General features: G+C 49.9%; 19 protein-coding genes. 9 read left to right on the plus strand and 10 right to left on the minus strand.

Annotated features, from left to right (window positions below; translation table 11 throughout):
- The first annotated feature begins 18 nt into the window (after positions 1 to 18).
- Positions 19 to 1437, plus strand: coding sequence for a M14 family zinc carboxypeptidase (locus tag CRO74_RS25405; protein WP_179830300.1), 1419 nt, complete (start codon positions 19 to 21; stop codon positions 1435 to 1437).
- A 344-nt stretch (positions 1438 to 1781) separates the two neighbouring features.
- Positions 1782 to 3005: a GAF domain-containing sensor histidine kinase gene (locus tag CRO74_RS25410; protein WP_097130141.1), complete on the plus strand. Its 1224-nt coding sequence runs from the start codon at positions 1782 to 1784 to the stop codon at positions 3003 to 3005.
- Positions 3006 to 3625: 620 nt separating this feature from the next.
- Here CRO74_RS25410 and CRO74_RS25415 read toward each other — a convergent pair.
- Both CRO74_RS25415 and CRO74_RS25420 read right to left on the minus strand, forming a co-directional pair.
- The gene (locus CRO74_RS25415; protein ID WP_097130143.1) at positions 3626 to 3940 is read right to left on the minus strand and encodes a hypothetical protein; all 315 of its coding nucleotides are present in this window, start codon (positions 3938 to 3940) and stop codon (positions 3626 to 3628) included.
- Between the two features lie 68 nt (positions 3941 to 4008).
- Complete coding sequence (locus CRO74_RS25420; protein WP_097130146.1) at positions 4009 to 4725, minus strand: hypothetical protein; 717 nt, start codon at positions 4723 to 4725, stop codon at positions 4009 to 4011.
- 327 nt (positions 4726 to 5052) lie between these two features.
- Between CRO74_RS25420 and CRO74_RS25425 the strand changes: the two genes are divergently transcribed.
- The 4 genes from CRO74_RS25425 (at position 5053) to CRO74_RS25440 (ending at position 11883) form a co-directional block, all read left to right on the plus strand.
- Positions 5053 to 5742 carry a CAP domain-containing protein gene (locus tag CRO74_RS25425; protein WP_097130147.1) on the plus strand — a complete coding sequence of 230 codons (690 nt, stop codon included), beginning with the start codon at positions 5053 to 5055 and terminating at the stop codon, positions 5740 to 5742.
- A 604-nt stretch (positions 5743 to 6346) separates the two neighbouring features.
- The gene (locus tag CRO74_RS25430; RefSeq protein ID WP_097130149.1) at positions 6347 to 9226 is read left to right on the plus strand and encodes a TonB-dependent receptor; all 2880 of its coding nucleotides are present in this window, start codon (positions 6347 to 6349) and stop codon (positions 9224 to 9226) included.
- Positions 9227 to 9278: 52 nt separating this feature from the next.
- On the plus strand, positions 9279 to 10979 hold the full coding sequence (locus CRO74_RS25435; RefSeq protein WP_097130151.1) for an IPT/TIG domain-containing protein: 1701 nt from the start codon (positions 9279 to 9281) through the stop codon (positions 10977 to 10979).
- A gap of 418 nt (positions 10980 to 11397) precedes the next feature.
- Positions 11398 to 11883 carry an RrF2 family transcriptional regulator gene (locus CRO74_RS25440; protein WP_097130547.1) on the plus strand — a complete coding sequence of 162 codons (486 nt, stop codon included), beginning with the start codon at positions 11398 to 11400 and terminating at the stop codon, positions 11881 to 11883.
- A 103-nt stretch (positions 11884 to 11986) separates the two neighbouring features.
- On the opposite strand, the gene CRO74_RS25445 is transcribed toward CRO74_RS25440, so the two are convergent.
- Entirely contained in the window at positions 11987 to 13522 is a 1536-nt protein-coding gene (locus CRO74_RS25445) for a DUF4301 family protein (protein ID WP_097130153.1), read from the minus strand.
- Positions 13523 to 13673: 151 nt separating this feature from the next.
- On the opposite strand from CRO74_RS25445, the gene CRO74_RS25450 reads away from it, so the two are divergent.
- Positions 13674 to 14375, plus strand: coding sequence for an HAD family hydrolase (locus CRO74_RS25450; protein ID WP_097130155.1), 702 nt, complete (start codon positions 13674 to 13676; stop codon positions 14373 to 14375).
- On the opposite strand, the gene CRO74_RS25455 is transcribed toward CRO74_RS25450, so the two are convergent.
- The 7 genes from CRO74_RS25455 to CRO74_RS25485 form a co-directional block, all read right to left on the minus strand.
- Complete coding sequence (locus tag CRO74_RS25455) at positions 14359 to 15165, minus strand: amidohydrolase (RefSeq protein ID WP_097130156.1); 807 nt, start codon at positions 15163 to 15165, stop codon at positions 14359 to 14361. The two genes, CRO74_RS25450 and CRO74_RS25455, sit on opposite strands and share 17 nt — an antisense overlap.
- A 97-nt stretch (positions 15166 to 15262) precedes the next feature.
- Positions 15263 to 15835 (minus strand): peptide deformylase, encoded by a 573-nt coding sequence (gene def / locus CRO74_RS25460; RefSeq protein WP_097130157.1) that lies wholly within the window; start codon positions 15833 to 15835, stop codon positions 15263 to 15265.
- Between the two features lie 99 nt (positions 15836 to 15934).
- A complete protein-coding gene (ruvX, locus tag CRO74_RS25465; RefSeq protein ID WP_097130158.1) occupies positions 15935 to 16363 on the minus strand; it encodes a Holliday junction resolvase RuvX in 429 nt (142 codons plus the stop codon).
- A gap of 163 nt (positions 16364 to 16526) precedes the next feature.
- Positions 16527 to 17138, minus strand: a complete 612-nt coding sequence (locus tag CRO74_RS25470; RefSeq protein ID WP_097130160.1) for a nucleotidyltransferase family protein — start codon at positions 17136 to 17138, stop codon at positions 16527 to 16529.
- A gap of 2 nt (positions 17139 to 17140) precedes the next feature.
- Entirely contained in the window at positions 17141 to 18319 is a 1179-nt protein-coding gene (locus tag CRO74_RS25475; RefSeq protein ID WP_097130161.1) for an XdhC family protein, read from the minus strand.
- Positions 18320 to 18376: 57 nt separating this feature from the next.
- Positions 18377 to 20587 (minus strand): xanthine dehydrogenase family protein molybdopterin-binding subunit, encoded by a 2211-nt coding sequence (locus CRO74_RS25480; protein ID WP_097130163.1) that lies wholly within the window; start codon positions 20585 to 20587, stop codon positions 18377 to 18379.
- Positions 20584 to 21090: a (2Fe-2S)-binding protein gene (locus CRO74_RS25485; RefSeq protein WP_097130166.1), complete on the minus strand. Its 507-nt coding sequence runs from the start codon at positions 21088 to 21090 to the stop codon at positions 20584 to 20586. The genes CRO74_RS25480 and CRO74_RS25485 overlap by 4 nt, the downstream gene beginning before the upstream one ends.
- Positions 21091 to 21429: 339 nt before the next feature.
- On the opposite strand from CRO74_RS25485, the gene CRO74_RS25490 reads away from it, so the two are divergent.
- Entirely contained in the window at positions 21430 to 22194 is a 765-nt protein-coding gene (locus CRO74_RS25490; RefSeq protein ID WP_097130168.1) for an NUDIX hydrolase, read from the plus strand.
- Positions 22195 to 22278: 84 nt separating this feature from the next.
- A complete protein-coding gene (locus tag CRO74_RS25495; RefSeq protein WP_097130170.1) occupies positions 22279 to 22686 on the plus strand; it encodes a ketosteroid isomerase-related protein in 408 nt (135 codons plus the stop codon).
- Positions 22687 to 22698 lie beyond the last annotated feature (12 nt).

A 22698-nucleotide genomic window follows, 5' to 3' on the forward strand; every position in this document is an offset into this window, starting at 1 on the left:
TTTCTCTCTTTATTTCTAATGACCTCAACTCACTTGCTCGCTCAGGAAGAAGCCCGTCGGTTACACGACACCCACGAAATATACAAAGAAAAAGCCTTCAGTCACCGGCGATTCAAACATGCCGAGATGGTGACCGTTTTGCAGGCAGTCGGGCAACCACTGTCGGTGAGTCAGGTGGGGGAGTCGCTGGAGAAACGGGCGATCTATCAGGTGAAAGCTGGAACGGGCGCAACGAAGGTGCTGCTCTGGAGCCAGATGCACGGCGACGAGGCCACGGCCACGATGGCGCTGTTCGACATTTTCAATTTCCTCCAGGCAAAAAACGATGGCTTCGACACTTTCCGGCAGACTATTCTGGACAAAACGAGCCTCTATTTTATTCCGATGCTCAATCCCGATGGGGCCGAGCGTTTCCAGCGCCGAACAGCCACGGACATTGACATGAACCGGGATGCGCTGCGGCTGCAAACGCCGGAAGGAGCCTTGTTGAAACAGATGCAACAGACCCTCAGGCCACTTGTCGGCTTTAACCTGCACGACCAGAATCCTCGCTACAGTGTGGGTAAAACCGGCAAACAGGCGGTGGTGTCGTTTCTGGCTACGGCCTACGACGAAGACCGCAACATTAACGACGTACGTCAGCGATCCATGCAGCTTATTACGGGTATGAACCGCGTGTTGCAGCAGTTTATACCGGGGCAGGTGGCGCGTTACGACGATGAATTTGAGCCCAGAGCCTTCGGTGATAACATCCAGAAATGGGGAACAACGCTGATTCTGATCGAGTCGGGGGGCTTCAAAGGCGACTCCGAAAAGATGACTATTCGTCGGCTCAACTTCGTAGCGATCCTATCCGCGCTAAAGTCCATTGCCGATGGGTCGTACCGGCAGGAGGGTGTTGCCGAGTATCAGGCCATTCCCGAAAACGGTCGTGCCCTGTTCGATGTACTCATTCGCAACGCCACGGTTGTGCGCGAAGGCCGACCGGTGATGGTCGATGTAGGCATCAACTACAGTGAGGTCAACGATAAGGAAGCTAGAACGTTTCAGTATAAAAGCAGCATCGACGACATAGGCGATCTGTCGACCTTTTATGGGCTGGACGAAATCGACGCCACCGGCCTGACCCTCGTTCCCGCGAAAACCTATGTTGATGTGCTCAACTCCGTTGCCGATCTGGACAAACTCGATTTGCCCGCCCTCCGGCGCGATGGAATTGTTTTGTTCAGAATAAAGCAGGCCGACAAAGAAAGTCAGCCGAAGCAATTGGTGCATCTTTTATATGAGGGTGACGCTCCGGCGCAACCGCTTCAACTGGAGCAAATTCCAACTTTTCTACTGATGAAGGGGAAGGAGATCAAATACACCTTCGTCAACGGATTCTGGCAGGAGAAGGGAGAGGGTATCAACAGTCCGCAAAATGGCGTAATTGAGTAAGGCTGATGGCTGACATCATATATAACCTTAGCATAATCGTGTCGTAATATTGATGTAACACAGGGCGTTTACCTTTACTGCATAGATCGTCGCCGGAAGGCGGCAAGTAAAATTCTTATATTGGTGTCGCCAGAAAGGCCAGCGCATTGCGCTGGCTTTTTTCTTTGGTGGTCAATAGTACAGGCAAGCGTCAAATAAGTATTGAGATTAAGTTCCATATGAATAATAGATTAATTATTGGCCCTTTAGAATATAATTATTGTTCTTAATAATATATTTACTGGCAACTGAAAGTATATACAATCAGCATACTTAATAACCGTACACGTACTTCTCCAATTCAAATGAAAACTAACTATTTAATTCCTGAAAACGAGTTTCAGCGGCTTGTTGATCTAGCAGACCTGGACCTGGATTATTCCGGGCTTCAGGACAAATTTAAAGACCTTACCCGGCTGGCGGCCAAAGTTACCGGAACGGAAATCTCGCTGATCAACCTTATTGACTCCTATACCCAGTGGACTATTACCAATCATGGGCTAGACCTGGATTCTATGCCCCGTGAGAACTCTGTCTGTCAGTATACTATTCTGGAGCCTGACAGTTTTGAAGTCAAAGATTTACAACTCGACAGCCGTTTTTCGAGCCAATCCTATGTAGCCGACGACCCTCGTTTGCGGTATTATTTTGGTATTCCCTTAAAGTCGAGCAATGGCCGCCACCTTGGCGCACTTTGCGTACTCGACACAAGTACCAAGGAGCTTGATCCCGAAAAAATTGAACTCCTGCGAATTATAGCCGCTGAAGTAGTTAGCCGATTGAATACCGTTCGGGAAATACAGTATTTAAAACGGCAGGCATCGGAACTCAACGAATCCCGAAAACGGGCAGCGCACGACATCCGGGGGCCTTTGGGAGGTATCATCAGCATGGCCCAGCTGGTTACTGCCGGTGGGGACAGTTTTAAGCTCAAAGAGATATTGGATTTTATTCAGCTCATTCAGATGAGTAGTAAATCACTGCTCGAACTGGCCGATGAGATCCTGGTAAACGACGACAAATGGAAGCACGAAAACGAGAGCACCTATCAAAAAGAGATTTTCCACCAGGTCAAGTTAAAGGAGAACCTGGAAAAGCTGTATGCTCCTCAGGCACTCGCCAAGGGAATTCGTTTTTCGGTTTCGACGGATGCAACCACGGAACTGATTCCGTTTTCCCGTAATAAGATCGCTCAGATTGTAGGGAATCTGATCTCCAATGCCATTAAGTTTACGCAGGAGGAAGGTTTGGTACTGGTTAATACCAAGTTGACAATGGAGGGATCACACAACATTCTCAACCTTACCGTTCAGGATTCTGGTACCGGTATGACGAGCGAAAAGATTGCGACTTTACTAAACGGGCAAAATCATTCGAGTAACGGAACGGCCGGAGAGTCGGGCTATGGTTTTGGACTTCCTTTGGTCAAACATCTGGTCGATACGCTGAATGGCCAGATTTCGGTGACATCTACCCCCGGCGTTGGCACCTGTTTTGAGGTAAGCTTAATACAACAGAAAACGAATTGATATAGTATTGTAGTCTACTGTATGCCGTAACCGCCATAGGAATGAAAATAGAAAATGGTCTTACGAAGTAGCATCTTACATCTTTGCTATCGGGCGGCTGGTAGCCTCCTCAATCAACGATAACACGTCTTCATATTCCGTCAGCGACTCTAGCGGTTTGGTGTGGCCAGTGATAAATAGCCTGCAGTACGTACTCGCCGTACGAGTTACTGTATCGATACTATTTACATTGACTAGACAGGGCATCTGGTCATCGGCACTGATCACTTGAATAAAAACGGGATTCATACTTGAGGGGGATTAAGATACTCCCAACATTACAAAAAAATCGGATTGGCAACTGATCTTCATGTCAACTTTACTTCCTAATTTAGATAATACAGATCTTTCTTCTTGCGCCCTTGTGGCTGTTGCGAAAGTCTGGAAGGATGCCGGAGAGCCAAGCTTACCCGTCAAATACCTGCCATAAGATGGCCGAAAAGTCCGGATCAACGGAGCTTAGAAAGTGGCCTATCGACTTTTGCAACAGCCACCCTAGTTATAAAACTGCCCTTTTAAACGTACAACTCCTAACTACTTCAACTAGTAATCAGGAGTTGTACGTTTACGTAATAAACGTTCTATTTGGCCCTCTTCGTGGTCACAAAAATCACTCCGTTCTTAGCTTTTGGGCCATATGTGCTGACCAGGTCGTTGGTGGCCGATGGCTTCAAGACGTTGATACTTTCAATATCATTCGGCCCAATTTTAGCTTGCTTAAAATCCTTCACCTCTACGTTGTTGACAAAAAAGAGGGGACGCGAATCCTCACCTTGTTTGTTGACTAAGGCAGCAGTGGGTGCCGCGGGTATAACCAGGTTGGTTTTACTACACGCACTCCCTAAAAAGCTAGAACCTATTACTAAAGTCAGTCCGGTTAGTTGTCTATAATTCATAGCTTTATTTGTTAAGATTATCTGTTTAGTTGTTGGCAAATACATGAATAATCCAGGTAGTAACAAACCTATAAGCGACTAGTCACACCCGTTTTGCCACCTCGTCCGCAAACGGCGTCAGTACCCGCTACGTAAAGTCGTTGCTGACTATCTAAGAATAGACTGTTGAGTTGATGAAGTTGAGGCAGATCAATCCTACGCCCATCCGAAGTAATCACGCCAGGCGTTTCAAATGGACCACTGGTAGCTGAAGGACCATCTAAAAAGACTTGGTTAATCCTGTATGTAGTTCCCGTAGATGCAGTCACAGGATTAATCAATAGTCGCTTATCGATTGTTTGACCTGATCGAGGTTCATCAAGCAAAGGATTCCGCTTTGTGTATGGCTGCCAGGTTATCCCATCGTCCAGACTATAATTATTAGCGTGAACCAGCACTTGCTGATAGGTATTTCCGTTGGATTGATTGTTTAGGCCGGTCATCGTAAACAAGGTATCTTGATTCTGAACGATGCCAAATATGCCAATGGACTGTTGGGGGAGCACCTCTTGCCAGTGCTGACCTTGGTCGGTCGATCGGAACACGGCGAAACCCGTGGTGACTAGTACTGTCTTGTCCCGGTCGCCCCACACCCCTTTAATTTCTTTGTCCACGGGAGCTGTGAGCGTGTACCAGTCTGGGTATTCGGCTAGCACGGTGTCTGGTTCAGGATCGACGATATCAGATGGAGCCTTTTTACAAGACAAGGTTAATAGCAGTAGGCTACAGTAAAGCAAAGTTTTCATGGTTGTTGAGTTTGGATTTACTGCTTTTAAAAGATAATAACCGTTGCTTTTACTCTTTGACTTAACCAACGGTCATGCTGTCAACCTAGAGATATTCCATTCACATAATCCGCACAAAACCATTCAGAAAAATAGCACAATACAGACCTATATAAGCATTTTATAGTAGTCAAAGGAATATGGCATAACTGCCTGTCGTTCGAGATACGGTTGGCAGGGTAGTCGCATAAGATGAACGCGCAATGCATAGCTGGCTGGTAAAATTTTATGCGTACTCTCTTTAGGTAATAGGATTGATAGGAGAATCCTGTATAACCAAATCTGCCGATGAACTGGTGGTTTATCTTTCAGCTCAGCCAATGGCTTACGCAGATGCCCGGCCCGCCACCACCGGACTATCAACTGGTTGACGACGTATTTTTTGCGCAGTCGCGCACCCAGCAACTGTTGCCTTTAGAGAGCCCAGATACACTCTTGCTGGACCTCGCTCTGTTTCAGGCCACTAATGAGGCCCGCCGGGCGGCCGGGTTACCGATTCTTACCTACGATCCGGCTTTATATCAGGCTGCTCAGGGTCATGCCAGCTCCATGATTCAGTATGATTATGTCAGTCACGACAATCTCTACAACTTGTCGGAAGTTACCTTGCTTAACCGGGTTCAGAAACAGACGGATCGCTTCAATCGGATGGCCGAGAACATCGGGCAGTATCAAACCATTGATACACCCGACTCGTTTGGCGTTCGGTTTAACAGAAGCACGCGTCAATATGAGTATCTGAACGTGCAGAGTAAGCAACTATACCGTCCCCACACCTATGCCAGTTATGCCCGCTACGCCGTAGTACAATGGCTGAACTCGCCCCACCACCGGGCTAACTTACTCAACCCGCTATTTACGCATGTCGGCTGTGCGGCCCGGCTGTCGGCTAACCCCTTTCGGGAACGCAGGCCACCTTATGGACGGCTGGTTCAAAATTTTGGGACTCCACGGTGGTCAACTCAGCTAAGCCGATAAGCCACGAATGCCAGACCAACAGTAATTCCCTACCTGACGTTACTGGAACAAAAAGAGCACCTATTAAAACGTGTAGTGGGTACCAACCTGCATTTGCCAATGTGAACACGGCGGGTCAATCGAACTCTTGAATAGCCATCTCATCTGACGATAAGTTGGTGACTATCACCGCAAACTCACGTTTATCCGCTGATGGCTGTTACCTCAATATTACGAAATGACCACTTGAGACTAACTGTTAACTAAAGGAAAAATGGTTTGCATTTGTAGGATAATTATTTGATTATCAGTGGATTAATAGTTAATTTAGAGTTTTGATTTATTGCTTCACATTGTCTATTTGTTGAGTAGATTTCTCTAGATAAGTTGTCTGAATCCACATTTCGTTCCAAAGAAATTAGACTGTAAAAGTCTTTATGCCATATATTATTTTGTCTGATTAGGCGTTGACCAAACGAGTAGGCATAAAAATGGGGCATTTATAGGGAATAATGGGGAGTAGTTTATATTACTAAAATCGGCTTAAACGTTAATATTCGTGTAATATTGAGGTAATACTGAACAGGTAGTTTTGCAGCGCTTAAAAGCGATACCAAAACTAAAAATGAACCGCAACGTATTACTTATCCTCTTCTCCCTGCTGTCAACGGCAGTATTTGCGCAGACTGGCACTATTCGGGGAACCGTTAAAGACGGAAAAACAAAAGAATCGCTTATTGGCTGTACTGTACGCGTAGACGGTACCCAACTCGGTAGCACCACCGACATCGAAGGCAACTTCAATCTGGCCAACGTGCCAGCCGGTACACACAAAATCGTTATTTCGTACATCTCTTATAAAACCCGGGAAATTCCAAACGTTCGGGTTGAGTCGGGCAACACCACGGCCATCGAGACGGAACTGGATGAAGAAGGCACATCACTCCAGGAGGTAGTTGTCCGGGCCAACAAGGCAACGAATACGGAGATCGCTGTTATTACCGAAATCAAGCAGTTGAAACCAATTGCTGTTGGTATTTCGGCCCAGCAAATCCAGAAATCGCAGGACCGCGATGCCGCAGCGGCCATTCGCCGGGTGCCGGGTGTGAGTCTTGTCGATAACCGGTTTGTGCTGATTCGGGGTCTGGGTACTCGATATAATAACGTTCTTATCAATGACGTTATCGCCCCATCAACCGAAGTAGAATCCCGCTCCTTTTCATTCGATATCGTGCCCAGTAACATCCTCGACCGGATGATCGTCTACAAATCCGGTTCAGCGGAATTGCCTGGAGATTTTGCCGGCGGTGTTATCAAGATCTATACGAAGCGCCGTCCCGAACAAAACTTTACCGATGTGGGCGTCACCGTAGGCTACCGGGCCAATACAACCTTTCAGAATGTACAGTCACATAATCGGGGTGGCCTCAATGCATTAGGGATGTGGGATTCAAAACAGCAGATTCCAACGAGTTTTCCACAAAAGGCGGGCGAATTTAATAGTCTGAGCACCATTCGGCGGGCTACTTACGCTCGTCTGTTGCCCAATAACTGGGGGCTAACCAATGTGAACGTGGCACCTGATGTGCGGATTGCGTTCAATACTGGTCGGCGGTTTGAACTGGGAAATGTACGGGTAAGCAACCTGACGAGTATCAACTACGCCCTGACGAATCAATTTACTGACGTGAACCTGAAGCTGTATGAAAATACGACAGCAAATGACGTTCAGCAGGAATACAATGATGCCACCTACGCCCGGTCTACCCGGCTAGGCGTTTTACATAACTGGACGTTTCGCTTCTCGCCTAATTTTACGCTGGAATGGAAAACGCTCTTTAATCAGTTAGGATCGACCGAAACGGTTGTCCGGAACGGGAGCTTCGTGATCGATGGTGTTGATGTGCAAAGCTACTCGGAGCGTTTTGAGAACCGGAGTATCCTAAGCTCGCAGGTATCGGGCGAGCATTCGCTGAGCCAGTTGACTAAAGTGAACTGGATTGCCAGCTACGGGTATTCCGGACGTTGGGAGCCCGACTGGAAACGCGCTCAGTATACACGCCCGCAGGGTGCCTTGGGTGCCGATGGGCAGCCTGAACCGTTCCGGCTCAATGTGCCGGTTCAGCCTAACCCACTCAACGTTGGCCGTTTCTACTCCAAGTTGAATGAGCAGGTCGTATCATTGATTGGTAATTACGAACATACGTTCGGCAATCCAACCGACCGGGAACCGAATCGTATCCGGGCTGGGGTGTATGGGGAGCGTCGCAACCGCGACTTTGCCGCCCGTTTCTATGGCTATGAGCGCGTAGGGTTGATCAATAACATTAGTGGTCTGGGCGTTGGTCAGGCATTTGCCCCTGAAAACGTAACCGGTCGGGAAGGAAGCTTCAGCCTTCTGGATGGTACGGTTGATAACGACTCATATAATGGTAAGACCACCTATGCCGCAGGGTATGTGTCGGGCGACGTTAACTTTGGGTCGCGGGCCAACCTTACGCTTGGTTTCCGGGGCGAGTTTTACAACCAAACTCTCCGGTTAGCCAATGCGCCCACCGGAAAACCACTGGTCGATAACAATATTTTCAGTCCGCTGCCTTCGGTCAACTTTACCTATAAACTTACTGACCGGCAGAACCTTCGCGCAGCCTATTCAACAACGGTCAACCGACCTGAGTTACGTGAATTGGCACCGTTTCGGTATTATGATTTTGCCCGGCAGATTGAAGTGCAGGGAAATACTGGACTTAAGACGGCCACCATTCAGAACTTCGACTTAAAGTATGAGTTCTACCCAACGCCTAACGAATTGATTTCGATTACCGCGTTTTACAAAGGCTTTACCAACCCCATAGAATCATTCCTGATTCCTATTCCGGGGGCCTTCACCTTTACGTTTACGAATGCGATTTCGGCTCGTAACTATGGTCTGGAACTGGAGTTTCGGAAAGGCTTCAGCAACTCCAGCAGCGCCTTCTTACAAAACCTCCAGGTTGTGGGCAACGCTTCGTACATAAACAGTCGGGTAACAACCGGAGATGTTATTGAAGCACCGGGACCAAGCGGCATCATCGAGCGATTCGGGAACAGTACCGACCGGAACCGCGCCCTGGCCAATCAGTCGCCCTACCTGATCAATCTGGGACTGTATTACGCCAACCCCACCACCGACTGGCAGTACAATGTGCTATATAACGTAGCCGGTCCGCGCATATTTCTGGTGGGTAATATCGAAGACCCAACTACCTACGAAATGCCCCGCCATGTGGTGGACGTCAATATCAGCAAAACATTCAACAAGCAGCTTGAACTGCGTCTGGGTATACAGGACATCTTCAATGCGCCTTTCCGGTTCTCTCAGGACTTTAACGGGGATCGCAAGATTGGAAAGGATGTTACCTCGCGCACCGCTAACGCCGATCAGGATTATATAAAATACCGCCGTGGCCAGTATATAACACTAACCGGTGTTTATACCCTGGGTCGACGCATTGTAGTTCCCTGATAAACACATTGATACTCAACAACTATCATAATAATCTAACCAAATCCATTTTATGCAATTTATTAAACGTTATCAGTCGCTGCTGCTTCTTGCAATTGGCCTGACCGTAACTATTTCAGCCTGTAAGAACGACGATGAGCCAACCATCGACCCCCTTTCTATCACAAGCATCAACCCAACACAGGCTCCGATAGGTGCGTCAATCGTTATTACCGGAACTAGCTTCAATGCTACGCCTGCCAGTAACACGGTTGTATTCAGTGGCAATGCACCAGCGCAGGTTACGGCGGCTACAACAACATCGTTGACGGTAGTTGTACCCGCAACGGCACAAAATGGACCTATTTCAATTACCTCAGGTGGTGTAACGGTTCAGAGCCCATCGACAGCTAGCTTTACAATAGCCAACCGTCCTGTCGAAACGCTGCCCAATTCGATCACGGCCAGCAGAACCCTTTCTGCCAATACCATTTACGCGTTGAAGGGGTATGTGTACGTAACCAATAATGCTGTACTTACAATTGAGCCGGGCACCATCATCCGGGGCTATACAGGAAGCCAGGACCCTGAAGGACAGAACCGTCCCGGAACGTTAATTATCGACCGGGGTTCACGGATAGAAGCTAAAGGGACGGCTACGCAGCCAATCATATTTACATCGTCACAGCCTGCCGGTTCACGTAAATATGGCGACTGGGGTGGCGTGGTGCTGATTGGTCGCGCACCGTCCAACCAAGGTACGTCGCGGGCATTTGAAGGCGGTATCCGGGGTACGTTCGACGCAACCCTGAATGTGTCGAATGACAATTCAGGCACGATGCAGTATGTCCGGATTGAGTTTCCGGGGGTTGCGTTGTCAGCTACGCCAAACAGTGAAATCAACGGATTAACGCTATATCAGGTTGGTTCGGGTACAACCCTCGATCACATTCAGGTTTCCTACAGTGGTGACGATGCATTTGAGTGGTTTGGTGGTACGGCTAATGCTAAATACCTGGTTGCCCTCCGCACCTTCGACGATGATTTCGATACTGATTTTGGCTATAGCGGCAAGGTACAGTTTGGTGTAGCCCTGCGCGATCCAAACGTGGCCGATCAGTCGGGTTCCGAAGCCTTTGAATCAGACAATTTCGATCCGGGGGTACCCGTTACGGCTGGTCTGCCCATAACGTCACCTATCTTCGCCAACATGAGTGCGTTTGCCTTCAACCCAGGTGTTCCAAGCAGCGCCAACACGCCGGGCGGTTCAGGTGCCTACCGGGCGGCCATGCACTTACGCCGTAATACAAGAATCAGTATTTATAACTCAGTGATGACCGGATTTCCGGAAGGCTTACGTCTGGAAGGAACAACTGCCGGCACACTGGCTAATATAAACGACGGTAGCTTGGAATTACAGGGAATTGTTCTGGGTAACTCTGAAGTTCCGAACTCGACTACAGTTGTTCGTGGTATCGGTGATGTAACGACAGGGGCTGCTCAGGCGTACTTTAATCTGGCGTCCCGCAAGAATCAGATCATCGGAACGGACATCACGTCGTTACTGCTGAATGCACAAAACTTCAACCTGACAGCGCCGAACTTCCTGCCACAGGCAACGTCTCCTTTATTGGTGGCCGCTAACGCAGCAACAGGTGGCAAACTGGCCGATTCATTCTTCACAGCGGCTCCTTACCGCGGTGCTTTCAATACAGAAAACTGGTTAGCTGGCTGGACAAACTTCGATCCTCAGAATGCCAATTACGATAAATAGTAAGAAAGAGTAAACAATTTTTATATTGGTGTCGCAAGAAAAGGCCGGGGCTTTGCACCGGCTTTTTTTATTTTGGTATGTACCGTAGGATATAAATATAGAAATGAATTATATGGATTAAAGAGCCTATAATCAGTAATTAATGAAAATAAATGTTACTTCTGGTATCCTTATAAGTCTAATACCCAACTAAATCCATGAACTTTTAGGCCAAAATGCAATGTTTGGCTATAGATTTAATTAAACGTTACGGAAGGGTAGGTGACTGCGTAAAAACGCTGCTTTTTTTCTTTTGCATAATATCGTTGACTTTTTGACTGATAATTAAGGACTTATTAATTTGCATACTTGTTCTGGCCAAAAGCCAGTTCGGGAAGTGAACATGTTCATTTCCAAAACCCAATCAATCACCGTAACAATGATTTCTAAGAAAGCAAAGTATGCCATCAAAGCCCTCAAGGTTTTGACTGAAGAGTACGGCAAAGGCCCCGTACTAATCTCTTACATTTCTGCAAAGGAGAACATCCCTAAAAAGTTTTTAGAGGCTATTCTTCTTGAACTGCGAAACCACGGAATCCTGCAAAGCCAAAAGGGAAAAGGTGGTGGTTATTTGCTTCGTGTAGATCCGGGCCGGGTAAATCTAGCACAGGTACTGCGGGTTATTGATGGCCCCATTGCGCCAACCCCCTGCGTTTCGTTTAATTTCTACGTCAAATGCGATGATTGCAATGATGAAGTGACTTGTGCACTTCGGCCTATCATGGAACGTGTTCGGGATGCGAACTTAGGCGTGTATGAAAATACAACCCTGTTGTCGTTTCAAAACCTGGGCTCAATTGAAACAAAAGAAGTGGCTATCGGTGCTGAACTAGCTGATGCATCCGTCAATCGGATGTCAGCATAAGCTTGATAAGGCGTAAACTAATAAGTGGTAAGTAGTAAGTCTCTGATAAAACAGACCCTTATTACTTACCACTTATTAGTTTATAACTAATTGCTGTCAAGACCTATTCCAACTCCGAAGGTTGGTGTTCTTTCCGCAGCAAATCGTTCACTGTTTTTACCGGGTTGAACGTAATGAGCGGAACTTCAACGAAAATCGTGTTCCAGTCGGCCATAGCGCCGTTCCACAAGCCGGGCAATTCCTGCGCTTTGAGGTCTTTTCCATCTTTCGATTTGGCGGTAATGAATCCCGTGAGTGGGTCGCGGTAGGCGGGCAAATCGTATTTCTTGCCGGTATGGTCTTTCAGGCCACACACCAGATCGACGGGGTTAAAGTGCGTTGCTTCATCAAAAATGGCTTTCTGACCGGCATCGGTTAAATCAATCTGCGCTGATTCAACTACTTGCAGCGATACCGAGCCATCCTGATTTTTGGCCCAGAAGGGACCGCCACCTGGCTCACCAACGTTTTTAACCATGCCACAAGCGCGAACCGGGCGGTCCAGTTTCCGACGGAGGTAATCCAGTTTCTCGGCTTTCGATAGCTCAGCAAAGCCTGCCGGTGGTAACGTATACAGCGTCCGTTGGAGAAGTTCGTCCGCTTCGGCCAGATAGCCGTCACTTACTTCCTCCGAGTTCAATAATCCCTGTAAACGGGCAATCTGCTGCTGGGCGTCGAGCAACACAGCCGCCAGTACTTTTTTGTAGGTAATGGTCGGCTCCTTTATTTCGTCGGGAACCACGTTGTCAATATTCTTGATGAAGACAATATCGGCGTCGATGTCATTCAGGTTTTCAATGAGTGCGCCATGTCCTGCCGGACGGAATAAGAGTGAGCCCGGTCCGCCGTTGCGGTCTGAATTCCGAAACGGTGAATTATCCATGTTGACCGAGATAGTATCCGTCGATTTCTTTTGTTCCGAAAAACTAATATCGAACGTCACGCCAAGCCAGGCTTCATAGTCCGCTTTTTGTTCGTCGATCAACTGCTCGAAGCGGCTACGGTGTTCGGGCGAAACGGTAAAGTGGATTTTCACCAGTCCATCGGAATTGGCATAGGCTGCGCCTTCAACCAGATGCTCTTCAACGGGTGTTCGGGCACCGTCGGCATAGTTATGAAACTTCAATAGCCCTTTTGGCAGACTGCCGTAGTCCAGCCCCTCTTCGGTTAAGATAAATTTTAGAACGGTTATCCGATCGTTTTCGGCAACGGCTTTATCCAGATCCTGCCCTTTAGCAGCCATAGCGGCTTTCAAATCTTCGTAGAATGCGAAATCAGTCAGGCGCGCAAACACTTCATCGACCGATTTATCGAACTTGCCATCGAGTCCCGCAAACAGCGATTTAAACATCCGGGTTGCGGCTCCCGATGCGGGTACAAACTTCACCAGGGTGCGATCGTGAGCCGCTTCGTCAAAACGATGGATGTAAGCGGACAGCTGGTCTTCATCGATACGAACGATGCCATCGCCTATGGTCGCTGCTTTAATAACATTTAGATAAGGGAAGCCGTGAATGAAATAATTTATCTGCTGATCGATCTGGTCGAGTGAAACGCCCTGAACCAAAATCTGGTCCTGATCCTGCTCTGTGAACTGCATAGAGATGACGGTAATAATTGCGTTAAGAACGGGGGGCAAATTGCGGAATTACCGAATGGTACGCAAATCAAATTAATGCAATGGCTGGTAACTAAATAAGATTCTGGCGACCAGCTATCTTTGTTGCTTTTACCCATTAACCAAGACGTCTATGAAACTAATCGCTTTTGATGCCGACGATACGCTGTGGGTCAATGAACCTAATTACGTGGATGTGAAACAAAAGCTTTGCGAAATGCTCTCCCATCACGTTGATGAAGAGACGCTGGCCGTACGCTTCTACGACGCGCAGATTCGTAGCCTCAACACCTTTGGCTACGGAGCCAAGAGCTTTATGCTCTCCATGATTGAAACAGCAATTGAACTCACGAATGGGACAATTACGGGGACGGAGATTCAGCAAATCATTAATGTTGGCCGGAAACTGCTGGACTTCCCGATCGAATTGCTCGACGGAGTGGCCGAGGTGCTGGAAACGCTCTCTAAACATTTTGATCTGATGGTGCTGACCAAAGGTGATCTGTTCGATCAGGAGAGTAAGATTGCCCGGTCGGGGTTGGGGCATTACTTTAAGCACGTCGAAATCGTAAGCGAAAAGGATGAACAGGCCTACCTGCGGATTTTACAGAAATACAACGTCCAGCCTGCCGATTTCCTGATGATCGGCAACTCCCTGAAATCGGACATACTGCCGGTGGTACACATTGGAGCGCGGGCCATTCACATCCCCTACGCAACCGTGTGGGCGCATGAACAAGTGGTCGACGAACAATTAGTAGGAAAGTCGTTTACAACGCTGAACAGTGCGCGGGAGTTGCTGGAACTACTTGAAACGATCAAGGGAGCAACGTAAACGTATCGGCGTCCAGATTGGCCGGAAACTTGGCTCGGAAAGCGCGTAACTCGTCAAGCGAGAGGGTTTGCTGGTGGACCGTCTCGGTGTCTGTTTCCCGGAAAAGCGGCTCACCTTTGAAGTCAATTACGGCCGAGTCACCGCTGTATGGGTGCCCGTTTCCATCCTGCCCAACCCGATTGACGCCGATTACATAACTCAGGTTTTCGATGGCGCGGGCTTGCAGCAGTGTGTTCCAGGGGTTTCGGCGGGCGGCTGGCCAGTTGGCTACGTATAGCAGAAGGTCGTAGTCGAAGTCTGTGGACGGGTTAAAACCCGTCGGTACGGGGGGGGGGATGTTTCGGCTCCAGACGGGAAAACGGAGGTCGTAGCAGATAAGCGGACAGATACGCCAGCCTTTCCATTCTTTCACGATCCGACGCGTTCCGGCGGTGTAAACGCCTTCTTCGCCCGCCATCCGGAACAGGTGCCGTTTGTCGTAGGTATCGAACTGGCCGTCGGGTTGCATCCAGACGAGTCGGTTAAAGAAGCGGCCGTTCTCCTTGACCACATAACTGCCTGTCACCACCGCCCCCGTTTGGGCAGCCATCTGCTTCATCCACCGAAACGTAGTAAGATTCATCGGCTCAGCCACCGCCCGGGCGTCCATCGTGAAACCCGTGGTAAACATTTCGGGCAACACGATCAAATCCGTTGGTTCAGGTAGATTGAAGATACGCTCCTCCAGCATGGCGCGGTTCGCCACCGGGTCTTGCCAATACAAGTTGGTCTGAAGGAGAGTAATGTTCATGATTTCTGTAGAGACGCAATACCTTGCGTCTCAGTAACCGGATGGTTTTGACATACATACAGGAGACGCAAAAGACGCAAGGTATAGCGTCTCTACGTTATTTCGGGAATTTCATCTTGTATTCCGCGTCCGTTTTTCCTTTCGAAATATCGGATAGCTTTTTCTTGATGAGTGTCCGGCGAAGGGAAGGGAGGTAATCGGTGAAAAGCTTCCCGTCGAGGTGATCGTATTCGTGTTGGATGATCCGGGCGGCCATGCCGTCGTATTCTTCTTCGTGCTCGTTCCAGTCGACATCGAAGTATCGGATCACGATAATTTCGGGTCGGAACACTTCGCCCCGAATACCGGGAATACTCAGACAGCCTTCTTCAAATCCCCAATCGTCGCCGGCTTCCTCAATGATCTCGGGGTTGATGAACACTTTCTTAAAGCCAATCAGACTCTGGTCGATATCTTCTTCGGCTTCATCTTCGTTCAGGGGTTCGCCATCGACCACGAACATCCGTACGCTCTGCCCGACTTGCGGAGCCGCCAAGCCAATGCCGGATGCTGCATACATCGTCTCGAACATGTTCTGGCTCAGCGTTTTCACGTCGAGGCTGTCGGGTTCAATATCTTTGGCCCGCTTCCGCAATACCGGGTCGCCGTAGGCAATAATTGGGAGAATCATAATAGTATATTGTCTGAACCTGGATTTGTGGGATTAAACCGATTGGCCTGATTTTCTCATGAATCAAAAAGTGACTGAATCATGTAAATCAATAAAATCTTATAAATCCCGGTTCAGACGGTTGCTTTCCATGTATGACTGAAGAATAATGGCGGCACTGACTTTGTCAATGTTGCCCTTCTCGCGTCTGTCTTTTTTTGTGCTGCCGCCCGCAATCATCGCTTTTAGTGCCATGACAGAGGTAAACCGTTCGTCATGCCAATAAACCGGAATATCGGGGAATGCGTTCTGCAAATGCGTTACGAACTTCCTGACTCTCGGGGTGTTATCGGTATCCTCGCCATCCAGCCCTTTGGGCAGGCCGACAATAAATGCGTCGACTGGCTCCCGGACAAGGTAGGCCTTCAGAAATTTCAGCACCTCGTGAGAGGGTACCGTTTCCAGCGCCGACGCAATGATCTGTAAAGGGTCCGTAACGGCTATGCCGGTCCGTTTCATTCCGTAATCAATTGCGAGGAGTCGTGCCATTCTGGCGGCAAAGGTACGAAGGACATGGGCAAGGGGCAAGGGGAAGATGGCATAGGGCTTGGGGCAAAGGGCATAGGGTCCGGGGCAGGGGTATAGGGCATTAGGAGCGGCAGCATGCTAATCCAATCATAGGCGACATTCCCTATGCCCCCTGCCCATTGCCCTATACTCCCTGCCCCGAACCCGCTGCCCGTTGCCATGCATCTACGTCCTGCCATGTATCGAGGTCGATAGCTGCCAGGGGAAAGGAAATTTCGGCGCAGTCGTTGGCATACATCTTAATAAGTTTGCGGGCACCCATATCGCCGGTTAGGCGCATAAACTCAGACTGGTAGCGGATGTCGAACAAGGCCGGAACGCCCAGGTGTCCCATCTCGCCGTATCGGCAGGCAACAATGCCACGTCCTGTTTCCTGTTGGGTGGTAATAAGCTGGCGGAGCAAGTCGGCTGTAACGTGCGGCTGATCGGTCAAAACCACCAGAAAAGCGTCGAGGGGCTCGTCCGATAAGGCGGCAAGTCCCACACGCAGCGAAGAAGCCATCCCTTCGGTCCAATTTGGGTTGACCGGCCAATAGAGTGGCAGATCATTAATTTCGGCTTGAATACGTTCCGAATTAGCGCCCAGCACAACAACCACCGGGCCTGTCTGAAGCGATAGAACGGCTTCGGCTATGCGTCGGACCAGTGTCGTTCCGTTAGCAGTAAGCAGCTGTTTAGGCTCGCCCCCCAGACGGGAAGACGAACCGGCTGCCAGAATAATTGTTGCAATACGCATGTTTAGACCGTATCCAGGTCAATCGCGTCCAGACCTATTCCGTTGGTATGCCGGTGATGGTCGTTGGTATTGCCCGAGAGTCGTTCGTGAATGGGGCCGGTCTTGTTTTTCAGGAAACCTGCGGCTCCTCGGGTAAAAAACGCTTTAATTTCGGCCATAATGGACAGGGCAATCTCATCGGGAGTTTCCGCGCCCAGGTCCAGGCCAATAGGGGCGTGAACCCGGTTAAGGGATGTTTCGCTGAAAGCAAGGCCGTCTTTTTTGAACTCGTCCTGCATCTTGTCGAACCGTTTGCGCGGCCCCAGCATACCAATATAGGGTACATCGGTCGTGAGCAGTTTCTGAAGCACAGCGCGGTCGTAGTTGAAGTTGTGCGACATCAGCACGGCGGCCGTTCGGTTCGTGATCGAAAGCTGGTCGATCACCACCTGGCGGTCTGCATACAGCACGCAGGTAGCCACCGGAAACCGTTTGGGCGACAGGTGCGCAATGCAATCGTCGGTAACGGTAACCTGCCAACCCAGTTCGCGGGCCAGTTTGGCCACCGGAATAACGTCGTAGCCCGCCCCGAAAATGATCAGCTCAATACCGGGATCGATTCGCTCGATGAACACCTCCGCACTCCCCGATACTACCGGATAGGTGCGGGTTAGCGGCTTGCCGGTCTCAAAGACCGTACGCATGTCGTCGTGCAGCCAGCCGGGTATCGACTCTGCGTTTTCTTCGGTAAGCGTAAAGCGGTTGCCGGGTGCAAGGCCCGTAAAGTCGTTGCTCTTGAGCACGGTAGCCAGTGCCCGTACATCGCGTTTCTGGGTAAATTCTTTCAGCAGCGCAACGGGATTTTGATCGCTATCGGGCGTGATGGGCTCAATCAGTACATCAATGATGCCATTGCAGCCCAGGCCAACGCCAAAGCTATTGGCCCCATCGTCCATCGTATCGTACGTAACAACAATCGGTTGCCCGTCGAGCATCACCTGCCGGGCTTTGCGCAAGGCATCGCCTTCCAGGCAACCCCCGCTGATGGCCCCTTCCCAGCGACCATCATCCGTGATGAGCATACGTGCTCCCGGACGCCGGTACGACGACCCTTCGACCCAGACTACGGTTGCCAAAGCGGCTTTTCGCTGCGAAAAATCGATTTGTTCAAAAACCTCAACAATACGACTGATCTCTTTCATAGTTTTTGGTTTGCGGGTTGGGTTTTCGGGTTTGCCCAGAACCCAACCCGCCAGAAATTATACTTTCTCCAGATCAAAAGGCAGCTTACGGATGCGTTTGCCGGTAGCGGCAAAAACAGCGTTCGCCAACGCGGGGGCGAAGGGGGGCAAGCCCGGTTCGCCAACGCCTTTGATGGTGGGGCCGCCTTCGGCCAGAATATGGACTTCTACCGTAGGCATCTCGTTGATGCGGAGCATTCGGTTGGCATCGAAATTCTTCTGCACGGCCTGACCATTTTCAAACGTAATGCCATCTTTCGTAGCAGCAGTCAAGGCCATGGCAATAGATCCTTCAATCTGGGCCTTTACCGTATCTGGATTCACAACCGTACCTAGGTCAATTACGCAGTAAACTTTATCAACCGTAATACCACCAGTCTTGTTCTTGGAAACCTCTACAACCTGTGCGGATAGTCCGGCGAAGAATTCCCACTGGGCAATACCGCGTCCTTTCCCGGCGGGCAGTGGGTTGTCCCATCCCGATACTTCTTTCAGTTTCGTAAGTACTCGTTTGGAGTCGCTGTCTTTGGTGAGCATGCTCATCCGGAACGCCAGCGGGTCCTGACCGGCTTTCTGGGCCATCTCGTCGATAAAACACTCGTGCGAGAACGCCAGTGTCGAACTCGTTACCGAGCGCCAGTACGTGAGGGGCACGTGAATGTCGGCGTGGACGTAACGCGTGTTAAGATTCGGGATTTCGTATTTCTGATCACCCGTTCCTTCGAGCATGGTATCGTCGGCTTTCGTCTTATCGTATGTTTCGTTCATCGTCGCGTCGATCGACGGCGAGATGACCTTATGCTGGAGCGCAACGGCTTTACCATCGGCAGATAATGCCCCGCGCATGGCCGAGAACGTCATGGGTCGGAATGGACCAAGCTGGGTGTCGTCTTCCCGCGTCCAGATGACTTTTACCGGTTTGCCGATCGTTTTGGACAGGGTAGCCGCTTCGGTGGCAAAATCCTGCGTAATGCGCCGACCAAAGCCACCGCCGTTGAACAGGATATGAACGGTGATGTCGTCCGGCTTTACATTGAGCACTTTGGCAACGTCACCCCGAACGAGGTCACCCCCCTGCGAGGACACCCACAGTTCCACTTTGCCGTCCGGCTTATAATGGGCCAGGGCATTCATGGGTTCCATAGTCGAGTGGCTCACCATGGGCGTTTCGTAAAACGCTTCGACTTTGTTCGGCGCATCGGCAAAAGACTTCTCAAAATCGCCGGTGTTATGGCCCTGCACACCGTCTGTTTTAGCCAGGTCGCGAAGCTTATTCTCGAAACTGGCCGAGTTGAAGGTATCGAACTGATTGTGATCCCAGGTTACGCTGAGGGCTTTCCGGCCCTGTAACGCAGCCCAGTAATTGTCGGCGATGATGGCTACACCTTCGTAGCGGTTCTTGCCCACCACGCGCTCTATTTTTACGGCTTTCTGAACGCCTTTGACCTTTAGCGATTTAGACGCATCGAAACTAACCAGTTTGCTGCCCAATACCGGGCAGCGTTCAATGGATGCGTAGACCATGCCGGGTACTTTTGCGTCGATACCAAAGGTGGCCTGTCCGGTTACTTTAAGCGGGACATCGGGCCGGGGCATGGGCTTGCCCAGCATCGAAAACTGTTTCGGGTCTTTCAGCGCGGGCTCTTTGGGAACGGGCAGTTTGGCGGCTACCTCGGCTAGCTGTCCATAGGTAAGTTTTTTGCCGCTGGGCTTATGAACGATGGTCGCGTTTTCGGCCATGCATTCCTCGATGGGCACCGCCCACTGCTGGCTGGCGGCCTGCCGAAGCATCTCGCGGGCGGAGGCTCCCACTTTACGCATCTGCATATAGCCACCCCGAACGGAGCCGCTGCCACCCACCGCCTGCGACCACATGCCGCCGTACTTGGTTTCGCCACCGGTTTGCCGGATGGTAACCTTGTCGAGCGACACTTCCAGTTCTTCGGCAATGAGCGCCGGAATGGATTGGTAAGTTCCCTGACCAATTTCGGGTCGTGGGTTCATCAGGGTAATACGCCCCGATTTGTCGATAAGTATATACGGATTCAGTTCAACGGATTCCGGCAGACCCATACCCGGCTGACCACTGAGGTTCAGGACGGGGCTGGCGAAGGAATCGGCCGATGAAAAGCCGAGGGCAAAAGCCGCTCCGGTAAGGCCCGCAGCTTTCAGGAAATTCCGGCGGCTCGTACCGGTTTCAGTTGCTGTAGAGGTAGGAGTCGTGCTCATCGCTTGCCGATTTTAGGAGTGGATTTAGGCATTTTAGGGGCGCTGGCCATCTCTGTCGAAGCCGAGTGAATGGCTTTCCGAATGCGCTCGTACGTGCCGCAGCGGCAAATGTTGCCCTGCATGGCCGTATCAATATCCTCCTCGGATGGTTTGGGGTTTTGCTTCAGCAAGGCTACCGCCGACATAATTTGTCCGGACTGGCAATAGCCACATTGGGGTACCTGGTGTTCGATCCAGGCTTTCTGAACCGGGTGGTCGGCGTTTTTCGACAGCCCTTCGATGGTGGTAATTTTATGCCCCGCAGCGGCTGATGCCGGGTAGCTGCAGGAACGGATCGGTGCCCCGTCGAGGTGAACCGTACAGGCTCCGCACTGGGCAATGCCACAACCGAATTTGGTGCCGGTCAGGCCAACTACATCACGGATAGCCCAGAGGAGCGGCATCTCGGGGTCTACGTCTATCGTATGTGGTTGATTGTTAATCGTTAACTTTACTAAGGCCATAACCTGGAGGGATAAGGGGTAAATGGGGAGATTCTGTATAAGTATATATGAATGAAAAAAATCCGAACTAAAATTAACGGTTTTTGCTGATAAATCATCTACCAGGATTCCAACCGCAAAGACGCAGGAATAAGCGCGTAGTAAGCTACTTATTTACCTTTGCCATCCAGAAGCTACTCGTGTTCTGATGACCCGTAGCAATGAACGAGGATTTGCTTCCGCAGGTGGGAATTCCTGACAGGCTATCGACAAAGATTGGCTAAATCAGAAAATACCAGTAATTATACACGAATTCATTTTCATTGTGTACGATTAACATAAAGAAAGTTGCCCTTGCGTATGACTTACTCCGACAAGCTCATTTCGTATTATAAAATCATAGCCAACGACTGCGTATTAGGCGTATCGCTCGATTGTGTCATCTTCGGTTTTCATGATACCCGGCTGAAAGTGTTTCTATTACGCTGGAAAGAAACGGACGAGTGGTGTTTGCCGGGTGGATTCATCTATAAAACAGAGTCGGTGGATGATGCCGCCAGTCGGGTGCTGTACGAACGGACGGGCCTGAACCAGTTATTTCTACAGCAATTCCACTTGTTTGGCGACGCGAACCGCTACGACCGGGACGATACCTGGCAACGCCAGAAAATGCCCATGCCCTTTTCCGGTGCCTGGCCCGACCGCACCATTTCGATGGGCTACTACGCCCTGGTCGATTATACAAAAGTGACCCCTACTGCCGATTTCCTGTCGGACGCCTGCGACTGGTTTGACGTAGGGGAGTTGCCCTCTTTGCTGTATGACCACTGCCGAATTATTAACGTGGCCCTTCAGACCCTTCGTCTGCAACTGAACTGGCAGCCCATTGGCCTGAACCTGATGCCCGAAAAGTTTACGATTCCGGAACTACAGCGCCTGTATGAAGCGGTGCTCGGGCGACCGCTCGATTCCCGAAATTTCCACAAGAAAATTACGGGCCTGAGTATCCTGACCCGACTGGATGAACGCCGGACGGGTAAAGCGCATAAATCGCCCTATCTCTACCAGTTCGACCAGTTAAATTACCAAAAAGCACTTATTAACGGAAATTTGATCTTTGTATAAGCAGGCCGATAAGAAGGTTAGTGGTAACATAGGGTGAATATAGGCGTCAAACCTTATATATTTGTCCACTAACTTTCTCATTTCATGACTGCTTTTGATACTGTTTCCAAGTACTACGAGGCTTTTAATCGTAAAGATTGGGACACCATGCTTGACCTGATTCACCCGGATGTTCGCCACGATAGCAACCAGGGGGATACGCGAATCGGGAAAGAGAAATTCAGCCAGTTTCTCCAGCATATGGACGACTGTTACAACGAAACCCTAACCGATCTGGTCATCCTGACGGAGCCAACGGGTACACGCGTCGGCTGCGAGTTCGTCGTGAACGGGATCTATAAGAAAACCGACGGCGATCTGCCACCGGCTACCGGCCAAACCTATGTGTTGCCTGCCGGTTCGTTTCTTGAGCTCACAGACGGAAAAATCACCCGGATTACAACCTACTATAATCTGCCGCACTGGGAGTCGTTGGTGTTGGGTAATCAATAAACCGCTCATTAT

It is taken from the genome of Spirosoma fluviale (assembly GCF_900230225.1).
Lineage (GTDB): Bacteria > Bacteroidota > Bacteroidia > Cytophagales > Spirosomataceae > Spirosoma > Spirosoma fluviale.

What these genes read in the sequence shown, in the direction of transcription:
- CRO74_RS25405 (WP_179830300.1), top strand. Translation starts at nt 19, where the DNA reads ATGACCTCAACTCACTTGCTCGCTCAGGAAGAAGCCCGTCGGTTACAC.
- CRO74_RS25410 (WP_097130141.1), top strand. Translation starts at nt 1,782, where the DNA reads ATGAAAACTAACTATTTAATTCCTGAAAACGAGTTTCAGCGGCTTGTT.
- CRO74_RS25415 (WP_097130143.1), bottom strand. Translation starts at nt 3,940, where the DNA reads ATGAATTATAGACAACTAACCGGACTGACTTTAGTAATAGGTTCTAGC.
- CRO74_RS25420 (WP_097130146.1), bottom strand. Translation starts at nt 4,725, where the DNA reads ATGAAAACTTTGCTTTACTGTAGCCTACTGCTATTAACCTTGTCTTGT.
- CRO74_RS25425 (WP_097130147.1), top strand. Translation starts at nt 5,053, where the DNA reads ATGAACTGGTGGTTTATCTTTCAGCTCAGCCAATGGCTTACGCAGATG.
- CRO74_RS25430 (WP_097130149.1), top strand. Translation starts at nt 6,347, where the DNA reads ATGAACCGCAACGTATTACTTATCCTCTTCTCCCTGCTGTCAACGGCA.
- CRO74_RS25435 (WP_097130151.1), top strand. Translation starts at nt 9,279, where the DNA reads ATGCAATTTATTAAACGTTATCAGTCGCTGCTGCTTCTTGCAATTGGC.
- CRO74_RS25440 (WP_097130547.1), top strand. Translation starts at nt 11,398, where the DNA reads ATGATTTCTAAGAAAGCAAAGTATGCCATCAAAGCCCTCAAGGTTTTG.
- CRO74_RS25445 (WP_097130153.1), bottom strand. Translation starts at nt 13,522, where the DNA reads ATGCAGTTCACAGAGCAGGATCAGGACCAGATTTTGGTTCAGGGCGTT.
- CRO74_RS25450 (WP_097130155.1), top strand. Translation starts at nt 13,674, where the DNA reads ATGAAACTAATCGCTTTTGATGCCGACGATACGCTGTGGGTCAATGAA.
- CRO74_RS25455 (WP_097130156.1), bottom strand. Translation starts at nt 15,165, where the DNA reads ATGAACATTACTCTCCTTCAGACCAACTTGTATTGGCAAGACCCGGTG.
- def (WP_097130157.1), bottom strand. Translation starts at nt 15,835, where the DNA reads ATGATTCTCCCAATTATTGCCTACGGCGACCCGGTATTGCGGAAGCGG.
- ruvX (WP_097130158.1), bottom strand. Translation starts at nt 16,363, where the DNA reads ATGGCACGACTCCTCGCAATTGATTACGGAATGAAACGGACCGGCATA.
- CRO74_RS25470 (WP_097130160.1), bottom strand. Translation starts at nt 17,138, where the DNA reads ATGCGTATTGCAACAATTATTCTGGCAGCCGGTTCGTCTTCCCGTCTG.
- CRO74_RS25475 (WP_097130161.1), bottom strand. Translation starts at nt 18,319, where the DNA reads ATGAAAGAGATCAGTCGTATTGTTGAGGTTTTTGAACAAATCGATTTT.
- CRO74_RS25480 (WP_097130163.1), bottom strand. Translation starts at nt 20,587, where the DNA reads ATGAGCACGACTCCTACCTCTACAGCAACTGAAACCGGTACGAGCCGC.
- CRO74_RS25485 (WP_097130166.1), bottom strand. Translation starts at nt 21,090, where the DNA reads ATGGCCTTAGTAAAGTTAACGATTAACAATCAACCACATACGATAGAC.
- CRO74_RS25490 (WP_097130168.1), top strand. Translation starts at nt 21,430, where the DNA reads ATGACTTACTCCGACAAGCTCATTTCGTATTATAAAATCATAGCCAAC.
- CRO74_RS25495 (WP_097130170.1), top strand. Translation starts at nt 22,279, where the DNA reads ATGACTGCTTTTGATACTGTTTCCAAGTACTACGAGGCTTTTAATCGT.